Source organism: Rhodohalobacter mucosus (genome assembly GCF_003150675.1).
Taxonomy (GTDB): domain Bacteria; phylum Bacteroidota; class Rhodothermia; order Balneolales; family Balneolaceae; genus Rhodohalobacter; species Rhodohalobacter mucosus.
In genome coordinates, this window is record NZ_QGGB01000003.1 from 229,036 (window position 1) to 251,421 (window position 22,386).

16 protein-coding genes are annotated in these 22,386 nt (G+C 46.5%); 6 read left to right on the top strand and 10 right to left on the bottom strand.

The features are described 5' to 3' along the window. The first annotated feature begins 301 nt into the window (after positions 1-301). From DDZ15_RS04215 to DDZ15_RS04235, 4 genes are all read left to right on the top strand, one after another. On the top strand, positions 302-1,627 hold the full coding sequence (locus tag DDZ15_RS04215) for a nucleotide sugar dehydrogenase (protein WP_109645207.1): 1,326 nt from the start codon (positions 302-304) through the stop codon (positions 1,625-1,627). A 312-nt stretch (positions 1,628-1,939) separates the two neighbouring features. Next, complete coding sequence (gene truA / locus DDZ15_RS04225) at positions 1,940-2,677, top strand: tRNA pseudouridine(38-40) synthase TruA (protein WP_109645209.1); 738 nt, start codon at positions 1,940-1,942, stop codon at positions 2,675-2,677. Positions 2,678-3,307: 630 nt separating this feature from the next. Next, positions 3,308-4,012 (top strand): alpha/beta hydrolase, encoded by a 705-nt coding sequence (locus DDZ15_RS04230; protein WP_109645211.1) that lies wholly within the window; start codon positions 3,308-3,310, stop codon positions 4,010-4,012. A 74-nt stretch (positions 4,013-4,086) separates the two neighbouring features. Beyond that, a complete protein-coding gene (locus DDZ15_RS04235; RefSeq protein ID WP_242978873.1) occupies positions 4,087-4,794 on the top strand; it encodes a response regulator transcription factor in 708 nt (235 codons plus the stop codon). 969 nt (positions 4,795-5,763) lie between these two features. Here DDZ15_RS04235 and DDZ15_RS04245 read toward each other — a convergent pair. From DDZ15_RS04245 to DDZ15_RS04265, 5 genes are all read right to left on the bottom strand, one after another. Further along, entirely contained in the window at positions 5,764-6,738 is a 975-nt protein-coding gene (locus tag DDZ15_RS04245; protein ID WP_109645216.1) for a M23 family metallopeptidase, read from the bottom strand. Between the two features lie 84 nt (positions 6,739-6,822). After that, positions 6,823-7,851, bottom strand: a complete 1,029-nt coding sequence (gene hprK, locus DDZ15_RS04250) for an HPr(Ser) kinase/phosphatase (protein WP_109645218.1) — start codon at positions 7,849-7,851, stop codon at positions 6,823-6,825. A gap of 117 nt (positions 7,852-7,968) precedes the next feature. Beyond that, on the bottom strand, positions 7,969-8,268 hold the full coding sequence (hpf, locus tag DDZ15_RS04255) for a ribosome hibernation-promoting factor, HPF/YfiA family (RefSeq protein ID WP_109645220.1): 300 nt from the start codon (positions 8,266-8,268) through the stop codon (positions 7,969-7,971). Between the two features lie 39 nt (positions 8,269-8,307). Beyond that, the gene (locus DDZ15_RS04260) at positions 8,308-9,246 is read right to left on the bottom strand and encodes a tyrosine recombinase XerC (RefSeq protein WP_109645223.1); all 939 of its coding nucleotides are present in this window, start codon (positions 9,244-9,246) and stop codon (positions 8,308-8,310) included. A 184-nt stretch (positions 9,247-9,430) separates the two neighbouring features. Beyond that, a complete protein-coding gene (locus DDZ15_RS04265) occupies positions 9,431-10,543 on the bottom strand; it encodes a glycosyltransferase family 2 protein (RefSeq protein ID WP_158278616.1) in 1,113 nt (370 codons plus the stop codon). Positions 10,544-10,718: 175 nt separating this feature from the next. On the opposite strand from DDZ15_RS04265, the gene DDZ15_RS04270 reads away from it, so the two are divergent. After that, positions 10,719-11,807: a hypothetical protein gene (locus DDZ15_RS04270; RefSeq protein WP_109645227.1), complete on the top strand. Its 1,089-nt coding sequence runs from the start codon at positions 10,719-10,721 to the stop codon at positions 11,805-11,807. A 277-nt stretch (positions 11,808-12,084) separates the two neighbouring features. On the opposite strand, the gene DDZ15_RS04275 is transcribed toward DDZ15_RS04270, so the two are convergent. The 5 genes from DDZ15_RS04275 to DDZ15_RS04295 form a co-directional block, all read right to left on the bottom strand. After that, positions 12,085-14,247 (bottom strand): fasciclin domain-containing protein, encoded by a 2,163-nt coding sequence (locus tag DDZ15_RS04275; protein ID WP_109645229.1) that lies wholly within the window; start codon positions 14,245-14,247, stop codon positions 12,085-12,087. A 156-nt stretch (positions 14,248-14,403) separates the two neighbouring features. Then, positions 14,404-15,357, bottom strand: coding sequence for an L-threonylcarbamoyladenylate synthase (locus DDZ15_RS04280; protein WP_109645231.1), 954 nt, complete (start codon positions 15,355-15,357; stop codon positions 14,404-14,406). Continuing rightward, positions 15,354-18,698 carry a transcription-repair coupling factor gene (gene mfd, locus DDZ15_RS04285; protein WP_109645233.1) on the bottom strand — a complete coding sequence of 1,115 codons (3,345 nt, stop codon included), beginning with the start codon at positions 18,696-18,698 and terminating at the stop codon, positions 15,354-15,356. Before mfd ends, DDZ15_RS04280 begins: the two co-directional genes overlap by 4 nt. Positions 18,699-18,864: 166 nt before the next feature. Beyond that, positions 18,865-19,863 (bottom strand): vWA domain-containing protein, encoded by a 999-nt coding sequence (locus DDZ15_RS04290; protein WP_109645234.1) that lies wholly within the window; start codon positions 19,861-19,863, stop codon positions 18,865-18,867. Further along, positions 19,860-20,906 (bottom strand): hypothetical protein, encoded by a 1,047-nt coding sequence (locus DDZ15_RS04295; protein ID WP_109645235.1) that lies wholly within the window; start codon positions 20,904-20,906, stop codon positions 19,860-19,862. The genes DDZ15_RS04290 and DDZ15_RS04295 overlap by 4 nt, the downstream gene beginning before the upstream one ends. 180 nt (positions 20,907-21,086) lie before the next feature. Here DDZ15_RS04295 and DDZ15_RS04300 point away from each other — a divergent pair, with 180 nt between their 5' ends. Then, complete coding sequence (locus DDZ15_RS04300) at positions 21,087-22,373, top strand: peptidoglycan DD-metalloendopeptidase family protein (RefSeq protein ID WP_109645236.1); 1,287 nt, start codon at positions 21,087-21,089, stop codon at positions 22,371-22,373. Positions 22,374-22,386: the final 13 nt, after the last annotated feature.

The window sequence follows — 22,386 nt, forward strand, 5'->3', positions numbered from 1 at the left end:
ATGTCTCAATGCAAAACCTAGTACCTTGTGGCCTGATGCCTGATGCCTGTTGCTTGTTCCTGACTTAGCCCTGCACCCTGCACACTGGGCCCTGAGCCAAGAAACTTATAAACTTTATAATGTGTACCGCTCGCCGAAACCCCTTACTTTTCTCTGGATAAAGATAATTTGTGAAAACCAATTTTTACTCCATTAAAAACATTATAAGGTACAATAATCAGTAACCGGCAACGGACAACTATCAACGGACAACTATCAACGGACAACAAGCAACCCACAACCAACCACGACCAATTTCATCATGCTGCAGGAATTACTTACTAAAATCGAGAATAAAGAATATACTATCGGAATTGCAGGCCTTGGCTATGTAGGCCTGCCCCTTATGTGGACATTTCACGAGCGCGGGATGCCGGTGATCGGCTACGATATCGATCAGAACAAGGTAGACTGTCTGAACTCCGGTACGCCTTACATTAAACACCTGGGAGAAGAGATGATGGGCAAGCTTGCCAAGTCAGAGCGGTGCGATTCAACGACCGATTTTTCAAGGCTGAAGGAAGCGGACTGTATCCTGATGTGTGTTCCCACACCGCTGAACCATCACCGGGAGCCGGATATGACCTACGTGGAGCAGACCACACGTACGGTTTCACAAAACATGCGAAAAGGCCAGCTGGTGATCCTGGAATCCACCACCTACCCGGGAACCACCGAAGAGCTGATCATCCCGATTCTGGAGGAGGGCTCCGGACTGAGTGCTGAAACAGACTTCTATGTGGCCTACAGCCCTGAAAGGGAAGATCCGGGTAATGAGAATTTCAATACGGCCAAAATACCGAAAGTGGTTGGTGCGCACGGCGAGGATGCGCTGAAACTGGCCTGCGCGCTCTACGATACGGCCATTGTTCAAACCGTTCCCGTGAGCGACTGCAAGACGGCGGAAGCGGTGAAGCTAACCGAGAATATATTCCGGTCGGTGAATATCGCGATGGTAAACGAATTGAAAGTGATCTACCAGGCGATGGGGATTGATGTACATGAGGTGCTGGATGCGGCCGGAACCAAGCCTTTCGGGTTTATGAAATTCACTCCGGGGCCGGGTCTGGGCGGACACTGTATCCCGATCGACCCTTTCTACCTTACCTGGAAAGCCCGTGAAGTGGAACAACCCACACGATTCATTGAACTGGCGGGGGAGATCAATACCGATATGCCAAGATATGTGATCCGTAAAACTCTCGAGGCAATGAATCATCACAAGAAAGCCCTGAATGGAAGTAAAGTCTTGCTTGTAGGGCTCGCTTATAAGCCCAATGTGGATGATGACCGTGAGTCGCCCACTTATAAGCTGATGGAGCTTTTTGAGGAGATGGGAGCCGAGGTTAGCTACTACGACTCCTACGTGCCAAAAATCAAACCCTCACGAGAATATGCCCATTATGCAGGAAGGGAATCCGTAAACTGGGATAAGGATACCATCAGCAAATTTGATGCTGTTGTGATTTCCACCAATCACGGTGATATCAACTATAGTGAGCTGGGAGAGTGGGCATCCTGTATCGTTGATACAAGAAATGCGATGAATGGTTACGCCACGAAGGAGGGTCAGCTGTTTAAGGCGTAAGTGCAGGGCTCGGGGTACAGGGTACAAGGTACAAGGTTTGTTAATATTCGGAATTAGGTGTTTGTTGCCTGTTGCAATTTGAAACAGAACAAATACTGATAAAATTGGAAATAAACGATGAAATAGGCAGATTTTTCCCTGAACCCTGAACCCTGAACCCTGAACCCTGAACCCTGAACCCTGAACCCTGAACCCTGAACCCTGAACCCTGAACCCTGAACCCTGAACCCTGAACCCTGAACCCTGAACCCTGAACCCTGAACCCTGAAACATAAAACCTCCGCGGCCTCTGTGTCTCTGCGGTGAATCACTATGCCCCGATACAAACTCACCTTTGAATATGACGGCACCGGCTTCAGCGGCTGGCAGGTTCAGCCCGAGGCGCGTACGGTTGAGGGAGTGGCGGAGGAGGCGTTTTCCACGCTCTACCAGCAGCCGGTGGATTTGATAGGCCAGGGGAGAACCGACGCGGGCGTTCATGCCATGGCTCAGACAGCACATGCGGACCTGCCGGACGTTTATACGGCAAAACGTATTCTTCATGCCATGAAAGGACTGCTGCCTGACGATGTTGCCCTCTTGCAGATAGAAAAATCAGACCCGCAATTTCATGCCAGGTTCAATGCCCGGTCACGCAGGTACAGGTACGATGTTCATACACGGCCTTCGCCGCTGAACAGACACAGATACTGGATAGTTAACGGAGATATCGATGAAAGTATTCTGACCGTCTGTGCGGGAAAAATTATCGGTAAACAGGATTTCAAAAATTTTTGTATCCCGCCGGATACGGAAAAGATGACCACAGAGTGCACAATTCTCTTCAGTGAATGGAAATCCTTCCCATCCGGGTTCGGATTCACATACCACATCGAGGGAAATCGATTTCTAAGGCACATGGTTCGACGTCTTGTTGGTGGCATGGTTCACACTGCCCAGGGGAAAATGTCCATAGATGATTTTGAATCCCTTTTGAACGGGCCTGAGCAAAAGCAAAAAGCCTTTTCCGCACCAGCACACGGACTCACTTTGATGGAAGTGAAGTATTGAGCATTGAGTATTGAGTATTGAGAAGCAGGTGCCTTAATAAGGTTGAGGATATTTTATTATGCTTATCCATTCTCGGTTGCTCGGTTGCTCGGTTCCTCCGTTCCACCGTTCATCTGTTCTCCATGTTACGGAGGAACATCTGATCGGTAGCCCAACGGGCACCGGCAGCCGAGCCTCTGGGCTGGATCTTGGAAAAATCACGAAACAAATTCCAGAGCTTGCAGGCAATTTCCAGAGAACGAATTTCAGGATCTGTGCCAGCTCCTGCACATTTCTACCAAGTATCCCTCGAACTGCATCTTGGCGTTGTTTGTTATCCCGCCTCGGGGTTCACATTGCAGGCTATATACAACCCCGCGCTGACGCACGGGGCTATGAACATTCAACGCCTCCAGCGTTGGGCAATCTGCAGAGCCAGCGATGTGACGCGTTAACGTTTTGAAGTACTGCAATGTGAACACTTAATCGGTTCATCGGTTCATCGGTTTTCTGTTCCTCTGTTGTTCCGTTCTTCCGTTCATTTAGTTGTGTGAACCTTATTTCAGGATTATCTTCTCTCTATAAACTGACTTTCTGCCGCTTCACATCGATTTTATTTTTTATTGATCATTAAAATGATTTTCATCACGCATGGCCGACCCCGAACTGGACGTACTGGTATCCGGAAAGACCTCGTTTAAAATTGAAGTCCCGTATCAGCTCATTGAATCCGGCCCAAAGGCCGAATCAAAACCATTGATTGTCTATTTGCACGGATTTGGAGAGAATGCTGAGACATTCCGTAATGAGTGTGAAGAGTTACTGGGTATTCCGGCTTATCACCTGTTTATTCAGGCCCCTTATCCGCTTTATGACCGCAGCAGGAAGAAGGAAGTTTCAGAGTGGGGCAGGGCATGGTATCTTTATGATGGAAATCAAAGCCAGTTTACCAGGTCCCTGGAATTGGCTTCTGAGTTTATTCAGGAGGTAATAGACAACCTGCTGAAAGTGATAAGCGTAAGCCGCATATGCGTATTCGGTTATTCAATGGGTGGTTACCTGGCAGGTTACTTTGCTCTTACCCGCTGGAAACATGTTAATGAGCTGATTGTAGTGGGTGCCCGGATTAAATCAGAAGTACTAAACGATAAGTGGGAACATGTTAAACACCTGAATGTGCTGGCGCTTCACGGATCTGAAGATGATAAAGTAAAACCGGACCCTCAGCAGGCTGAAATCGACAAAATGAAAGAAAATGGAGTTCGTGCAGAGTTTATATTGGTCGGTGAAAGTCACTCCTTCAGCCAGGGATATGTTACTGAAGCGGCAGACTGGCTAAAAAAAAGGGGATATTAAAATTTTATGGGTTTTGTTAAAATTTTTTATCAATTTAGAGACCTGAAATTAAAGAAGAATCCGATAGACAAGTTATGGCTACATCTGCAGACCATCAGAACGGAATGAAAATTCTGGTTATTGAGGATGATCCGACCGTACGCACCCTCGTTAAGGCGGTATTGGAGCATCGGGGCAATGAGGTTTCTGTTGCTGAAACAGCAACAGATGGACAAAATCTGGCTCTTGAGAACGATTTTAATATGATTATTCTGGACCTGCGTCTACCGGATGGAAACGGGTATGACGTTTGTCAGAAGATACGGGAAGAGGGGGTTACCACACCTGTATTGGTACTGTCAGCTGAGCACGAAACCGATGTAAAAATCAAAATTCTGAACGTTGGGGCTGACGATTATCTCACCAAGCCGTTCAACAGTGAAGAACTGATGGCCAGGCTGGATGCCATTGCACGGCGCTCGGTACCCAAAGGTGTTGAAAAAGAACTTGTTTGCGGAAACCTTAAGGTTGACCTGATTGCGCGAAAGATGATTATCCATGACAATGAAGTGGACCTCACCAACAACGAGTTCAATCTGCTGGTCTATTTTATGCGCAATAAAGGCAAGGTGATCTCACAAGAGGAACTTGCCAAAAATGTGTGGAATATTCATTTCGATACACAAACCAATTACATCAATGTGTATATCAGCTATCTTCGCAAAAAGATGCGTGAGCATACCGAATACGACTACATTGAAACCGTACGCAAGAAAGGCTTTATATTTCAGTGTGACGATTAATCCTGGCTTTAACTGACCTCAGGATAAGAAATTCAAAAAACCCGGACGTTCATAATTATGAGCGTTCCGGGTTTTTTTATGGTATGAATTTATAAATATCTCGCTCCGCCGCCGGCATTGTCTTATAGGAATCACAAAAGGAATAACGACTGCCTTGCTTGCCGGCACTAAAGTACCGGCTGCTATATGTTGCCCTCGATGCCTCGGGTCTGGTTGTGTAGCCATAATCTTAGCCAAGACCAAACCCCGCAACTGCGGGGTGCCATATACGAACGAGACTGCCCTGCTTGCCGGAACTAAAGTACAGGCTGCTATATGTTGCCCTCGATGCCTCGGGTCTGGTTGTGTAGCCATAATCTTAGCCAAGACCAAACCCCGCAACTGCGGGGTGCCATATACGAACGGGACTGCCCTGCTTGCCGGAACTAAAGTACCGGCTGCTATATGTTGCCCTCGATGCCTCGGGCCTGGTTTTGTAGCCATAATCTTAGCCAAGACCAAATCCAGCAACTGCGGGATGCCATATACGAACGGGACTGCCCTGCTTGCCGGCACTAAAGTACCGGCTGCTATATGTTGCCCTCGATGCCTCGGGCTTGGTTGTGTAGCCATAATCTTAGCCAAGACCAAACCCCGCAACTGCGGGGTGCCATATACGAGCGAGGGTTTCAACCCTCGTGACCACGTTGAGGAGTAATATTGGTGGATGATTAGAATAGCAACCCATTGGTATTCATACAGCTATTGAATACAATTTTTCTGCCTGCAGATCATCCGGCGATCACCATACCCAGAGTAAAGACAAGGGAATAGAGCATTGAATGCTAAAGGTAAGCTGTTTATAAAACAAGATCTTACGGCAGATGATTTGCTCATTTAATGCCAGGCCTCATAAAAGTAGAAAATTGCTTTACTTCAATCTCTGCGCCCTCCGCGCCTCCGCGGTGAATATCCTCCGCAGAGAACCGATTAATCCATCGACATCGGATTGTTCTCGGAGATCTCCCTGTACATTTGATACTCTTCAGGGGTGATATCAGCAAACAGGAAATTAAGCGGGTCAACGGATCTGCCGTTTACGCGAACTTCGTAGTGAAGATGGGGGCCTTCACTGACACCGGTATTACCTGTGTAGGCAACCAGCTGTCCCCGGTTTACCTTAGCTCCGGCACGAATTCCCTCGGCGAAACCGGATAGATGTGCATATCGTGTCGTGTACCCAAAACCGTGATCAATTTCGAGCAGGTTGCCATATGTACCCCTGCGGCCGGCAAACTTCACAACTCCTTCGCCGGTGGAAAAAACTTCGGTTCCAATATCAGCTCTGAAATCAGCACCCTCGTGAAGCCGTTGATATTTGAGTACCGGATGTACCCGCATACCGTAACCGCTCAGCAGGATGCCGCTCAGAGGGCGTATGGCGGGCAGATGGCTCATTCGCTCCTGGTTCTCATTGTAGTATGCCTTAACCTCTTCAAATGACAATTTTTGGATATTCAGCCTTCGTTCGATGTTATCCAGCTTGGATGCGGTCCAGCGAAGAATTTCAGAGGCGTCTTCACTATACAGGTCAAATTCAGAATACACATCCGCACCACCCGTACCGGCCATCCGCTCTTCGTAGGAGATAGGCTCCAGTCCCAGAACCGATCGGTACATTTCATTATCCAATTCCGCAATCGTATTCAGTCGGGTTTCCAGATCTACAATTGAACTCTTTGTAACTTCAAGCTGATCAAGCAGTACCTGGTTTTCAGCTTTCAGTGCGATTTCTGCCGGAGTACCGATACTGTAGGAGAGTATTGCAATGCCAATGCTTGCCAGCACAATTCCGTTGATAAGCCAAAAAGAGAGATTGTGTAGTGTTCGTTTTTTTCGTTCGTAGTGAACGGGAACAAACTCGCATCTTTCGGGGTCGTAGTAGTAATGGTTTGTATTCGCCATACGTCAGATGATGATCATATTTGAGCCTCAAAAATAAAAATAACGAACGCTATATATATAAAAGAGTAATTTAGAGCCAATTCGTTACTCAAAATCTCCTTCAAAATACTCAACGGCCCTTCTGGGCATGTCTGAACCGGATTTTTTTTCAGAAATATGCTTCTTCACTTTCTTCTGGAACGCTTCCGCCGCATCATAACCATAATGTTTCAGCAGATAGTTCATTGCAATCACCTCGGCGATAACGGTAATGTTTTTACCGGGGGTAATGGGCAGATGTATCAGGGGTATTTGGGTACCGAGTATCTCAACTTCATCATGGTCGAGGCCGGTCCGGTTAATTTTTTCCGTATCCTGCCAAAGAGATAATTCAAGAACAACCTCAAGCCGTTTTTGATATCGTATCGCCCGAATGCCAAACATCGACATCACGTCAATAACGCCAAGCCCCCTGATCTCCATAAAATGCTTATTCATTTCGGTGGCTGATGTCATAAGAACATTGCTCTTCTTGGTGATCATAACGACATCATCCGAAACCAGCCTGTGCCCCCTCTCAACCAGATCGAGAGCTACTTCACTCTTCCCAAGACCTGATTTACCCGCAATGAGGATGCCAATGCCGTAAACGTCAACCATGGTTCCGTGAAGCATCGTCTGCATGGCAAACAGATCTTCCAGGTAATCACGAAGCAGGTACATGAACCTCGTTGTCTCCATTTTGGTACGGAAAACCGGCACTTTGCGGTCGTCAGCCAGCCTGAGAAGGGCAGAGGAGAGTTTGTTATTATCCGTCAGAAAAATGACGGGAATGTCGAATGAAACGAGTCTGCTGAATGCTTCCTTTTGTTTGTCGGGTGACAGATTATCCAGAAACTGGCACTCCGTGTTACCGATAATCTGTATCCGCTGAAACGTAAACAGCTTTACATAGCCCGCAAGGGCGAGTCCGGGCCGATGCAGGTCTGCCTCGGTAACAAACTTCTTTTCAGCCTGTGACTCTGCTGCACAACCTTCCAGATTTACCGGAATTTGCTTGTTCAGGCTCTCTATGAGCGCTGCAACCTGTACTTTTTCCCTTATCGGAATGGCTTCCTGATCACCGAAAAGCATAGCAGAGACGATTATTTGATTTACTGTAATATACCAAAAAAAAGGCCCGCTAGTCTTTCCGGCCGGATAAAACCCTGAACATGCAGCAGGCCGCGTTTATATCAACCTAACAACCCGTTAGTAATGCTCAAAATGTTTTGTTTTATACTTTCGAAGCTGCCGAACCGCATTATCCACGGCTTCACTGATAGCTTGTTCAAACGTTGGTGCTGCCTCAGACACGTTGATCAGGGTTTTCGGGACTTTCACGTTCAACTCAGCAATAGCCGGATTCTCATCGTCCTGACCCTGTGTCAGCACAATGTCACATACCAGGATTTTATCAAAAAATTGTTCCAGTTTTTCAACGGAACTTAGTGTAAACTCTTTAAGACTTGGGCTGCAGTCGAAATGCCTGGCTGTAAATGTGGTTTTCATAATTGAGGGTCCTCCTTATGTGTAATGATAAATGGTAGATTAAATGTTCTGTCTTTTAATATTGTTTTCGGCTCTTGGGTGGGCTTTGCTGTAAACATTTTTAAGCCTTTCCACGCTGGTGTGGGTATAAATCTGTGTAGCTCCCAAACTGGCATGACCCAGAAATTCTTTAATTATCCGAATATCGGCACCTGCATCGAGCATATGAGTTGCAAAACTGTGGCGGATCACATGAGGGCTCTTCTGAGTAATTTCACTTGTCTGAAGAAGGTAATGTTTCACAATATTCTGAACCTGTCTTGGATACATTCGTCTGCCGCGTGGAGCGATGAACATCGCTTTATAATCATTTCCGTCTGTTTTGGAAGAAAAGAGTTCCTCCCGTGACTTCAAATGATTTTTACATGCTTTTATCGCTTCACCGCCAAGCGGTATAATACGCTGCTTGTTTCCTTTTCCGGTTACCTTTACCTGAGCAGCCCTGAGATCAATATCATCAACATTCAATCCGGTCAGTTCACTAAGCCTCATGCCGGTGGAGTAGAAGAGCTCAAGAATGGCCCTGTGCTGAACAGTTTTTGCATCATCTGCGGAGGCAAGCTCCATCATACGGCTGATCTCCTCGGGCTGAACGGTTTTTGGCAGCCGCTTTTCAGCTTTTGGTACAATAAGCAGGTGGGCGGGATTTTTTTCTATCACACCACGTGTAAACAGGTATTTAAAGAAAGAGCGAAGTGAAGCTGTTTTACGGGCAATTGAGTTGCGGGAAAACCCTTCTTCATTCAGTTTTCCGAGCCAGAGGCGAATATCAATGCGTTGAATATTGCCCGGATCAATTGAGAAACTATCCTGGCCCAATTCTTCCGATAGAAAAGAGACGAATTGCTCCAGGTCAGTTCTGTATGAAGTAATGGTATGTTCAGAGGCATTGCGTTCTACCTTCAGAAAACCAATATATTTCTCTATTTGGTCCGTCATTAACTGCAATATAGCTTTTTTGTTACTTCAAATTAAATACAATGACTGAACAGATTGCTCCTCGATATGTTTCCGTTCCACTTTCGCCTTGCGGACGCTATGTTAGTTAAAACGTTAATTATGCATGAACAGTTTGATTGAGATCAAGACCGTCTGTAAAAACGTTTATTCAAACGGATTGCACTTAAACATTCCTGCCTTTCCAGTTAACTTTTTTACCGGTAAAATGATCATATAATTTTACGAGTCCAAGCCACTGAAACCAAAGCACGCCAATGGGATGTGTGAATGAGTAGATGGGATCCCATTGAAACCAGATGGAAAGCATCAACCTGTGAAAGAGGATCAGGGTAACGCTTAAGGCTGAGAGACTGAAGATGGCGGCTGAAGGATAAAATAGCGACCACAACAGTGCGGCAAAGGGGAGAATGAAAACGATAAGATGAAGAATGGCTGCTGATAAAAAAAGCGGGATTGAATATCCGAATCCGGCCAGAAAATTTTTTCTGAGACCGGTAAAGAGTTCGGACTGATTTTTATACATTCTGCAGAGCACGCTGCCTGTACCATGGAACATTCTCACCGTGAGGCCGGCCCTTTTGGCAGCTTTAGCCAGCTCAACATCTTCAACAATTTGCTGTTTAACAGCTTCATGCCCTCCGATTATCTGATAGGCGTCTTTTTTGAAAGCGATGCACTGACCGTTAGCTGCTGCAAACATGGATGAAACACGGACATAAATTCTTTTTGGCATCCATCTGGGTTTACGGTAAACATAAACTGCAGGCAGTACCGAGATGAGTCCATAATAAACAAGCGGCATCACTGTTTTTTCCCAGAAGGTGCCCAATATTTGTTGAGGCCATACAGTGATCATATCTGACTTATATTCGCGAAATGCAGATGCTATGCCTTGAAGTGTTCCCGGCCTGAGCTTTGTATCTGCGTCCAGGAAAAGCAAAAGGTCTGTTTCGGGTGATGCATGGCGGGAAAGCTGCATACAGGCCCAGGGTTTTCCAAGCCAGTCGGCCGGTTTATCTATGCCGTCAACTACCCTGAGAGTATCAGCGTGGTTATTGGAAAAAGAGTTGAGTACCTCACCCGTACGGTCAGTAGACCCGTCATTCAGAACAATTACCTCAAATTCCACACCTTTTTGAGAAAAAACCGTAGGAAGCAGGACTGGAAGTGTATTTTCTTCATTGCGGGCAGGTATGCAAACCGATATCTTCAAATCGGCCTTTTTTTCAATCGATGGCAGGCCCGTTAACTCAAATCGGTTTCTGATCAGGATCACGGATGTAATTAACAACCAGCCCAATGACGCAAAAAGAGACCAAAACAAAAAACTTTCTGTCAAAATTGATGAGGGATCTTGTAGCAGGTAGTTGTGAAAATTAGGTAAACAGTTCGCAATCAGCCATCATTCATCTGCCTCAGGATGTCATAAAAAAAGTAACAACCTAAATCGAATGCATCAATATTCTGACTTTTCAAGGGATGTGCAAACCGAAAAAAAACTGCCCGGCAGTTATGAGTGGTGGTATTTTGATGCAGTGTCTGATGACGGCTATGCATTGGTTGTTATATTTTATGACGGGAATCCTTTTTCCCGGCGGTATATCAAGGCACTTGAGTCATCCCTATCTGATGAAAATGGAGTGGCCTCAAACTATCCGGCTGTCAGCATATCTGTTTACAAGGATGGAAAGCACATCTTTTACAGTTTTGAAGAAGTAGAGCCCGGAATGGCTCTGTTTTCTTCAGCGCTTCCGGAGGTTTCCATAGCAGGCAATACCCTGAGGGGAAAAAGGGATGATAACGGCCTGTGTTACCATCTCAGCCTGGATCAGATGCTGCCCAATGGAGACCGGTTGACAGGAAACCTTGATTTTATTTCAAATCCGGATGATGCCAGTGGGCTTTCCGTGTTTCAAAAGAATGCCAGTGGCAGAGCAGAAACGGAATCGCATGAATGGAATCTGGTTCAGCCCAAAGCCGAAGTTACAGGCTCATTGATAATTTCAGGATATCGTAAGGAGCAGATTACGTTCAGAGGAACCGGATATCATGATCACAATCTGGGCAGGGAACCAATGAAGGAGAGTTTTGAAGAGTGGTACTGGGGACGGTATCATTTTGAGGGTTGCACACTTGTCTATTACCTGATGAAAGAGCACGGCATATGGAAAAAAAATGCCTGGCTATTGGGTTCATCATGTGATGAGTGTGAAATTGGGATATCGGATATGGGCGACTTTGGAGTAAATCCTTTTGGACTCAACACAGCGCGTATGCTTCAGTTTGCAGGAAATAATATTTCAATTTATCTGCATAAAGACCGTGTAGCGGACAGCGGGCCGTTTTATCAGCGATTTTTAGGGAGAGCCATCATGAAAAATGGAAACACCATTCAGGAAGCAAAGGGCATTTCTGAATATATCCGTCCAGGACGTATTTACAACAAGCTTTTCTGGCCTCTGGTTAACATGCGAATTACCTATCCCGGGAAAAAACACTGGGTGCAGAAAAGCCCGGTTCTTTATAGGTGGACCTGGTAAAGAGTTTAGTTCACGTCAGAGCTTGGTGAAGGGTATTTATCTGCCAGCTGATGGAGGGCATTATGAGTCTTTTCTCCCCTTGAGGGGAGTGCCGCCTTAAGGCTGGGATGGGTGAACCCTAATGAAATCAATGCCGAATTGTAATTGATTCAAACCATCTTTCAGCTGATGCCAGGCAATTGATATGGTATCCGGTAGGTAAAGTTTATTCAAAAAAAAGGCGGCCTCAAAATGAGACCGCCTTTTTAAAATGTACCTGTAATACGGTTACCGCATCTTAGTTAAAAGACGGAATCAGTACCTCATCAATGATGTGTACCACTCCGTTGGTACCTTCCAGGTCGGCAACAGTTACAACCGCAGATGAGCCTGCCGCGTCAATGGTAACCGTACCGCCGGAAACCGTAATGGTGACGTCCTGGTCATTCAGCATCGTAATCGTTTGGGTCGGCTGAAGATCAGTTGACAGCACAAGTGCATCGTACACATGGTAGAGAAGTGTCTCAACTACCTGCGGTGTTGTCAGCGTTGCCAGTGTTGCTTCGATGGCCTCAAAAGCAGCGTTCGTCGGTGCAAACACGGTAAACGGTCCGTCTCCCTGAAGGGTAGTGACCAAGTCATTGTCAGAAAGCAGCCCTACCAGGGTGGTGAGGTCATAATTTTTCGAGACAATACCTGTAACATCAAGGAAAGCATTTGGTAAAAGTACTGAGTCAATAACATGAATTACACCGTTGGCTGATTCAACATCCGCTGCAGTTACTGTAGACGATGCATTTACCGATACACCGGCTTCACCTGAAGTGATGTAGAGTGACTCAGCTGAACCGGATTCTACAGTTTGCTCTGCCGCAAGGTCGGTTGAAAGAATCGTGCTGCCAATGATCGTGTGGTACAGCAGAATGTTCTCTACCTGCTCGGGAGTGAGTGAGTTTGGATCAACTTCCGCAAAGAGGGCATCAAAAGCCTCATTGGTAGGAGCAAATACGGTGATTTCATTATTCGCCACTGCGTCTACAAGGTTTGCCTGCACAAGCAAGTCCACCAGTGTAGTGAAATTGTAGTTTTTCTGTGCAACTTCCGCAGTATTCAGAAATGCGTTCGGCAGAAGCACGGTATCTACGGCATGAATCACGCCATTGGTGGCTTCCACATCGGCTGTTACAACTGTTGAGTTACCATTTACAACAACTCCTTCAGAATCTGCAGTAATGTAGAGTGGTTCTGTTGAGCCTGACTCTACGGTTTGCTCTGCAGCAAGGTCTGTTGAAAGAATGGTGCTGCCGATTATTGTGTGATAGAGAAGAATATTCTCAACCTGCTCGGGAGTGAGAGATGCAGGGTCTACTTCTGCAAAAAGTGCGTCAAACGCATCGTTTGTCGGTGCAAAAACTGTTATTTCAGAACTTGCAACAGCGTCCACAAGGTTCGCCTGCACAATAAGGTCAACAAGCGTGGTAAAGTTGTAGTTCTTCTGGGCTACCTGTACCGCATTCAGAAATGCATTCGGCAGAAGTACTTGATCCACTACGTGAACAACACCGTTGGAGGCTTCAAGATCAGCGGGACCTACATTGGCTGAACCGTTTACAACAACACCTTCCTGGCCGGAAGTAATATACAGAGGATCACCGTTGGCTGAGCTTACAGTTTGTTCAGCTTCAAGATCCGTGGAAAGAATCGGGCTTCCGGTTATGACGTGATACGTGAGGATAAATCCGATCTGCTCTTCGGTTAACGAGGCGGGATCGATCTCTGCGAACAGTGCATCAAAAGCATCGTCTGTTGGAGCAAACGCGGTGTATGGGCCCAGAAACTGAAGGGTAGTCTTCAGGCCGCCCTGCTCAACAAGGTCGAGCAATGTGGTAAAATTACCTGCATCCTCTGCAATTTCAACCAGAGACGGGCCTTCAACCGCTACGCGAAACTCTTTGGGAAGGAGTACTTCGTCAACTGCATGGATAATTCCGTTGGTTGCTTCTACATCGGCTACAACAACGTTGGAGCTTCCGTTAACAACTACACCGGCAGCACTTGACTGCACAAGGGTGAGCTCTTCATTCAGCATCTCAACATCCTGTTGGGGTTGCAGGTCACCGGAAGCAATGGTTCCTTCGGTAACATGGTAGCTCAATATTTCAATTATATCATCCTGTGTCAGGTCGTTAGGATTTACAACTTCAAAAAGCTCCTCGAAAGCAGCATCTGTAGGTGCAAAAACTGTTAATTCATCGGTAGACAAGAGATCCTGGAGTCCGGCATCCTGTACCAAGCCTACAAGAGTGGTAAACCGGCCGTCTTCCTGGGCTGTTTCTACAATGTTAAGCTCATCATCACCATTGTCGGTGACATCGTTATCGTCGCCGCAGGCTGTAAATAGCAATGCTGCCACCAGCGGAGCCAATAGGAGAACCAGTAGTCTGTTGAAAGGTGTCTTCATGGTTTTGTTAGTTTGATGGATTGGGGTTAAGAATCCTGATTGTTAATTATCATGTTCGATGGTCTAACAAGATTCTGTCGCCGAATCGTTTGCAAATTTCCAAAAAAAATTTGAACAACCTGAAAATCGTTGTTTAGGATTCAGAAAAGCTTTTTTTTACTTCCGGATAGCCTTCGAAATTCGGTTAAAAAGTGGCGGGATGATGTCGTTTTCTGATGGATCGGGCAGTTTTTCGATTGCAATCTGTGCGTAATTCTGATGATCTGCATATCTGAAGAGATCATACAGTCGTTTTGCAAGCAGTTGAAAGTTTCCGGAAAAGGAGAGGATGTTTTTATGCCGTTGAGCCAATCCCTTAAGCTCAGGGTTTGAATGAATCAAGTAAAGCGTGTCGTCGTGGGGGTGAAGAGGCAGACTTTCTATCCAGTAAACCGTCGCCTGCGGTTTGTAATGTGTGTATTTAACCCCGGGGCTTGCCGGTTTATCGGTGTGGGGTAACTCTGTCTCACTGATAATCTTTTGATCCAGGCACTCTTCCAATGCACGCTTCGAAACTGCACCCGGCCTCAAAATGGTAAAAGGGTGTGAGCTGAGGTCAATTACGGTTGATTCAAGTCCGATTTCACAGTCACCTCCGTCAACGACCGGAAAATCTTTGCCAAAATCGTCTTCTACGTGATCAGCTTTGGTCGGACTTGGCCTGCCTGATTTGTTGGCACTCGGTGCGGTAAGCGGGCCGCACCGGTTAATAAGTTTACGTGTGATAGGATGATCAGGCATGCGTACGGCAACCGTGCGGAGCCCTCCGCTAACGATGTCGGGTACGGATGGGTGTTTCTCAAGAACGAGTGTCAGAGGTCCCGGCCAGAACTGCGCGGTCAGCTTTTTCAGCGCTTCAGGTGGCTGGACAATAAGTTTGTCGAGCTGTCCGATATCCGATATATGTACAATCAGAGGATTGTCAGCGGGGCGCCCTTTTTTTAGAAATGTATTCCGGACTGCCTCTGTATTAAATGCATCTGCAGCCAGACCATACACCGTTTCTGTGGGTATGGCCACGATACCGCCTGATTGGATAATATGAACAGCCTGCTCCGGGTCTATCTTCATTCTGCAAGGTCCGCAACCTGGTTTTCATAGGGCGTCAGCTGCCTGAGGTAGTGAATGGCTTCTTCCGTATTGCTGATATTCTCAATCACAAGCGTAATGGCGTTCTTTTTTTGAACCACCTTGAAGGGATGGTCATTGCGTGATTGTACTTCACGCATCAGTTGCTGAAAGTAGCCGCTTCTGTAAAACTGTAACCCATAAGATGCGGAGTCCTGCGGGCCAAGGAGCCACATACGATTCGACCGAATGGTCACTTTTTTTAGCAGCAGCTTGGACGCGTTTAATTTTATCTTTGCCGCTCGTATCAGGTTTCTGCCGCTGTCGGGCAGGGGGCCAAACCGGTCCGTTATTTCGTCCTCCCACTCTGCGATTTGATTTTCATCCGACGCTTCAGATAGTTTGCGATAGAGATTGAGCCGCTCCACATTATCCTGAACGTACTCCTGTTCAAGGTAGGCGGAAAGGTCGAATTCAACCTGCGTTTCCGGATAGTCCGGTTTCACGGGTTCGCTATTGAACAGGTTTTTGTATTCTGTTTCTTTTAGCTCTTTTACGGCTTCATCCAATATTTTTGTGTAGAGTTCAAAACCAATATCCGTGATAAATCCGCTCTGTTCAGCGCCAAGTATGTCACCCGCACCGCGAATATCAAGATCTCTCATCGCAATATTGAATCCGGCTCCAAGGTCGGAGAACTCTTCGAGTGCCGTAAGCCTCTTTCTGGCTTCGGGAGTAAGCGTTCCAACCGGCGGTGTAATCAGGTAGCAGAAAGCTTTCCTGTTCGACCGGCCAACCCGCCCACGAAGCTGATGCAGCTCAGACAAACCGAAATGGTTGGCATTATTTATAATGATGGTATTGGCATTGGCAATGTCGATGCCGTTTTCAACAATATTTGTTGATACCAGTACGTCAAACTTGTGCCTGTAAAAGTCACTGATAATTTTTTCAAGCCTCGATGGCGTCATCTGGCCGTGTGCAAACCGAACCCTTACATCCGGTACAAGTTCACGAACCATATCTGCTATCTGTTCAATATTCTTCACACGATTATGGATAAAAAAGACCTGACCTCCGCGTGAGATCTCCTGGATAACCGCATCACGGATTAGAGATTCATCAAAACTATGAATCTCAGTGTAGACCGGCTGACGGTTAGGCGGCGGTGTGTTGATGATACTCAGGTCGCGAGCTCCCATCAGAGAAAACTGAAGCGTTCTCGGAATAGGAGTAGCGGTAAGAGTCAGTACATCAACGGTGGCACGGAATTCTTTAAGTTTCTCTTTCACGGAAACGCCAAACCGCTGCTCTTCATCGATGATAAGCAGGCCGAGATCCTTGAATTTAACATCCTTCGAAACAATACGGTGCGTGCCAATCAATATGTCAATCTTACCGGATTCAACACGCTCAACGATCTTTTTCTGTTCAGCGGGTGAACGGAACCTGGAGATGGCAGCAACTTCTACGGGGAATTCCTTCATTCTGCTCAGGAAGGTTTTAAAATGCTGATCTGCAAGAATCGTAGTAGGCACCAGAATTGCAACCTGTTTCTGATTCATGACGGCTTTGAATGCGGCTCGTACGGCCACCTCTGTTTTTCCGAACCCAACATCGCCGCAAATCAGGCGGTCCATGGGATGAGGTGATTGCATATCCCTTTTCACTGCCTGTATTGCATCCATCTGATCGGGTGTTTCCTCATATTCAAACCGTGCTTCCATTTCGGTTTGCCACGGATTGTCAGGGTCAAAACTGAATGCATTCAATGCTTTTCGTTTTGCATAAAGTTCAATAAGATCCCGTGCAATATCCTTGACCTTTTTCCGGGTACCCGCTTTTTTACGTGCCCATTCACCGGAACCTAATTTTGAAATACGCGGCTCTTTGCCCTCCTTGCCCGAATATTTCTGGATTTTGTGAAGGCTCGATACGTTTACATAGAGTATGGAGTCGTCTTTATATCGCAGTACGGCTGCTTCCTGTGTTGCATTGCGGACATCGATTTTTTTGAATCCTGCAAACTTTGCAATGCCGTAGTCAACGTGTACCACATAATCGCCGATATTGAGATCCTTCAGCTCCTTGAAGGAGATTCCTCCGCGAACGCGTTTTCTCTTTATTTTTGCCCTGTGATACCGGTTAAAAATCTGATGATCCGTTAAAACGGATAGGCCCGTATCCTTGAGTAAAAATCCTTCATGCAGGGTCTTTGTATGAACCCGGTAATTAAATGATTCATCAGCATCGCCAAGCAGCTCTTCAAACCGTTCCTTTTGATTTTCATGATCCGTAAGAATGATCGTTGTTCCTTTTTGATCGCTGATATAATTCCGAAGCAGTTTGAAGCTGCCGCCGAATTGCGGATGGGGAGCTGCATTTAGGGTTACATCATACACGTCGGGGATATCATCAGAAAAAGTGCCCGTATAGATAACTGCATTATCGGTGAGTGCTTTATTCCATTCATCTGGCGTCAGATAGTCCTCTTCTGGAGCAGACAGGGAGCTGTCATCCAGCTCCTGGTACGTTTTTCCAGCTTTTTCGTAGAATGCTTCGATTTCCGAATTAATTACACCCGGCTCATCAACAACCAACAGTGCATTTTCGGGAAGATAGGAGAGAAGGCTCTCTTTATTGCCGCCATCTGACGCGGCTGCGTTTGGAACCATGCGCGTCTCATTGAGATAGGCAATCGAACGCTGGGAGTCGGGATCAAACTCGCGGATGGTATCGATTTCATCACCAAAAAATTCCAGGCGTACGGGATATTCACCCGAAAAAGGGAATACGTCAAATATTCCGCCGCGTATGGCATATTCGCCGGGTGAATCCACAAAACGGACGGCCCGGTAGCCCTGGTCCGAAAGATTCTCCGAAAGAGTGTCAATCGGGATGACATCGCCCTTTTTTAAGTGAATGGATGATTCATGAAATTGTTCTGAAGGTACAAGTTTTTCAGTGAGCGCCTCTGCGGAGGTTACAATCAGCTTTGTGTTGTTTTTACCAAGCTGTTCAAGCACTTCTGAGCGCTGCACCATAATGGACAGGTCCAGCACTTTTTCATCGTCATAAGGCTTGCGGCGCAATGATGGAAAAAGGGATACCCCCTCAATTCCAATCTGTTCAAAATCGGAGGCGACGGCCGCAGCTTTCTCCAAATCCCTGGTGATGTATAGAACGGGATTTCTCTTATCAACGATTTCTGAAAGAAAGAGATTGACGGATGATCCCGCGAAGCCTTTCAGCCGGATACTTTTATCCTCATTTAGGTGATCCAGAACCTCTTGCGGGGGTATGTTCAGGCCGGATATAACCGATTTTTTCAGTGAATCAAACATTCGGTAATTGAAATTCAGTCTCTGTAAAATGGATAGTGAAAAAAGTTTGTGAGGTCGCCTGAAGGAAGGATGTTTCTTTCATTCAGGTGGTTTACTCATGTGTCATTGAGTGTATTCTTTACAAGCTGCCCGTGATTGATGTCTTGCCAAAGTAAGGATCACCTGTTCAGGGATGCAGCAACGGAGATCGTGTAATAAATCGTTCATTTACAAATCCCAGGAGAAGAAAGAGAAGCCCGCTTAACAGGTATTGCGGGTACTGCTCTTCGTAGTCAATGTAGATAATCTCCTCTACTTCCGACTGTTCAAGCTGGTCAATTTCATTGTATACCTCGATAAATTCTTCCAGATCGGTTGCGCGCCAGTAGCGACCCCCGGTTATTCCTGCAATGTGCTGAAGCATCTCTTCGTCAATTTCGACCGGCACATTCTGGTAACGGCGCCCAAAAATGGGATCGTCAATCGGATAAGGAGCCGTTCCGCGAGACCCGATACCAATGGTATATACTTTGATGTTAAAGGTAGAGGCCAGTTCACCCGCTGTAACAGGATCAATTTCGCCTGAATTGTTCATTCCGTCGGTAAGCAGGATAATCACTTTGCTCTCCGTTTCTGAATCGCGCAAACGATTGATGGCCGTAGCCAGCCCCATTCCGATTGCCGTTCCGTCACGAACCATACCAATGTCAATCGTTTCGATTAAACTGCTTACAAGGGCATAATCAAGCGTTGGAGGTACAACGGTGAAACTCTCTCGCGCAAATACATTGATTCCGATCCGGTCCGAAATCCGTTTATCTATAAAATCAACAGCTACGTCTTTGGCCGCAATGAGTCTGTTCGGTTTGATGTCTTCTGCCAGCATGGATGAAGAAATATCAATGCTGATGACAATATCTATACCCTCGGCAGAGCGTTCAATTGTAGAATTCTGCAGCTGAGGGCGTGCGAGGGAGAGTATGATAAACGTGTAGGCCGCCGTATAAAGTATGGGCGTGGCCCAGGTGAGCCATGCTCTGTAATTCCCCTTTATATCACTGAGTTTACCAAGTGAGGAGAAAGTAAGCTGTGCCTTACGTCCCGAAAAGTAATTCCAAACCTGATACCCCAGGAAAAAGGGAACCACCAGCAACAGCCAAAAATATTCCGGATTCGCCCAGCTCATACCTGTTTATCCTCTGTCTTATCTTCTGTTTCACCTTCGTCTTGCTGAACAGAGTCAACGATATCGTGATCCGTATCATTGTCATCAGTACGGTTCTCATACTCCGTGCGCAGCATATCGATACGGTTTTGATCATTTGAACGTGCCAGATCGTAAAATTTCCCTGCGAGAACCAAAACATGCTCTGCGGAATCAGTATCCGGCTTGAAGTGCGCGAATTTCACAATATCCGCTTCATTCAGAACAGTTCGGGTTATTTTAACCGTCGATGAAGCTGCCTGCTCCTTTTCGAGTTCCAGGCAAATTTCGCGCGTTGTCATCTCCAGTGCGGGAAATCTGTACGTGCGCTTTATATAACGGCGTATTGCGTCTCCAAGCTCTATATAGAAGGCTTCATACTCTTCATATTCCGACAGAGCATCAGGGGAGGCCAGGTTACTGATGGAAAGCCGCAGTTCATCAAGGGGGTTGGTAAACGGAATGGGGTCGGGTTTGGCGGAAGGCGCGGGTTCCGTCTCCCTGTTTTCCATCCACCTATACAGATAGTAACCGCCTGCGATCAAAAGTACCAACAGCAGAATATAGGGCCACCAGGTTCTTGCAAATGTAAAAACAGGCTTGAAGGGCCTGAAAGCCTCATCTTCTTCAGAGAGCACAGTTTTGAAATAGAGAGGAATTCGGTTCGACCTGAGGGTGGTATCGCCCTGAGCACGCTGCAGCCGAAAGGCAACCGCAGGTAACACTACGTCGTCAGTGCCAAAGAACTGCAGACGATAAACGAGGCTGTCCTGACCCGCTTCAATCTGGTAACGCTGGCGGGAAACCATTTCAACCTCCTCTGGAAATGCAGTCTCATCGGGCAAATCCAGATCTGTGTAGGCGCCCTGAATGACAAACGTGAGCTCTATTATATCACCAACCTGAACAGAATCGCGATCGGAAAAAGTGAACATCTGCTGGGCAAATGCAGTGCTGTGGAGTGATATCTGAATTGTGAGAATCGAAAAGAAACAGACAGCCCGTGCAAAAAAGCGTAATTTCATTATATGGTTATCAGGATCGTATAATCTGTCGATGCGTTTGAATATAACAATTTGAACCAACGAATACCGATGGATAAATATTGAAAGGGGTGAATTATGATCTGTGCCGTGAAACTTTTAATTTACAGGGATACGTTTCTGCTTTAGGAAAATAAGACTAATCACAATACCAATTAAAAGGTGCATAAAACAGTACCGATAGCCTTGTTTGGCTTTGCAGTACTCATTGCGGCTGCTTTGTTCGGACTATCACCTGAAAGTTCGAATGAAGACACGAATGCAACGGAGCTTATTAATGTCAACTCCCTGGTCGAGATCCCGCCTTCTCCATCGGTCGATCAGTTTGGCTTTGTTGTAGGGGAGTGGGAAGTGACGGAGGATATCATCCGCCGAAATGAGAGCCTCTACATTATACTCAGCCGGTTTAATGTCTCTCCTCAAAAAATCTATCAGATCCAGCAGGAAGCCAGCGGACGCGTGAACTTCAACCGTTTGATCCCCGGTCAAAGTTATCGGATATATTCAAAACAGGATGAACCGCGTGCTTTTGTATGGCACTACAGCAACACCGACTATGTAACCATCAGGTGGGATCAGGATGATGTTCATGTAGAGGAAAACAGACTGCCGATTGAACACAGGGAAGAGCGTACCGCTGCCATTATCGAAACTTCTCTTTACGATGCCGTTGATGATCAAAATGCATCTCAATTGCTCGGATATAAGCTATCTGAAATTTTTGGCTGGGAAGTCGATTTCTTTTCACTCCAAAGGGGAGATCACTTCAAAGCGGTTTATGATAACCGCTATGCAAACGGCCGGTTTATAGGCCTTGGAGATATCAAGGTAGCAGAATTTCAGCACAGGGGAGACGTATTCCGTGCATACTTTTTTGATAACGGTGAGCGCGCAGGTTACTTTGATAAAAACGGTAACAGCCTTCAAAAAAAACTTCTAAAAGCACCCTTTAGGTATAGTCAGCGAATAAGCTCCGGATTCACCCGAAACCGGTTTCATCCCATTCTGAGACAAAACCGGCCTCACTACGGAACAGATTATGCTGCTCCCACAGGCACCCCCGTGATTGCAGTGGGTGACGGAGTAATTATCGAAGCACAGCGCAGGGGAGGGAACGGTAACATTGTTCAGATCCGTCATAACAGTACCTACACAACCGCATATCTGCACCTGAACGGGTTCGCATCTGGCATTCGCAGGGGTGTGGAGGTAAAACAGGGAGATGTGATCGGGTATGTGGGCCAGACCGGTCTTGCTACGGGTCCGCACCTTTGTTACCGAATGTACGTTAATGACCGTCCTGTTAATTCACAACGCATCGATTTACCGGCGTCTGAATCACTTGAAACCGATTATATGAGTCAGTTTCTCGGAGAGGTGTATCGGCTTGATATGCTGCTGGATGATGTCAATCTGGAGCAGAGACAAAACCTGGCACTTCAGGATTAAATCGCGCACGTAC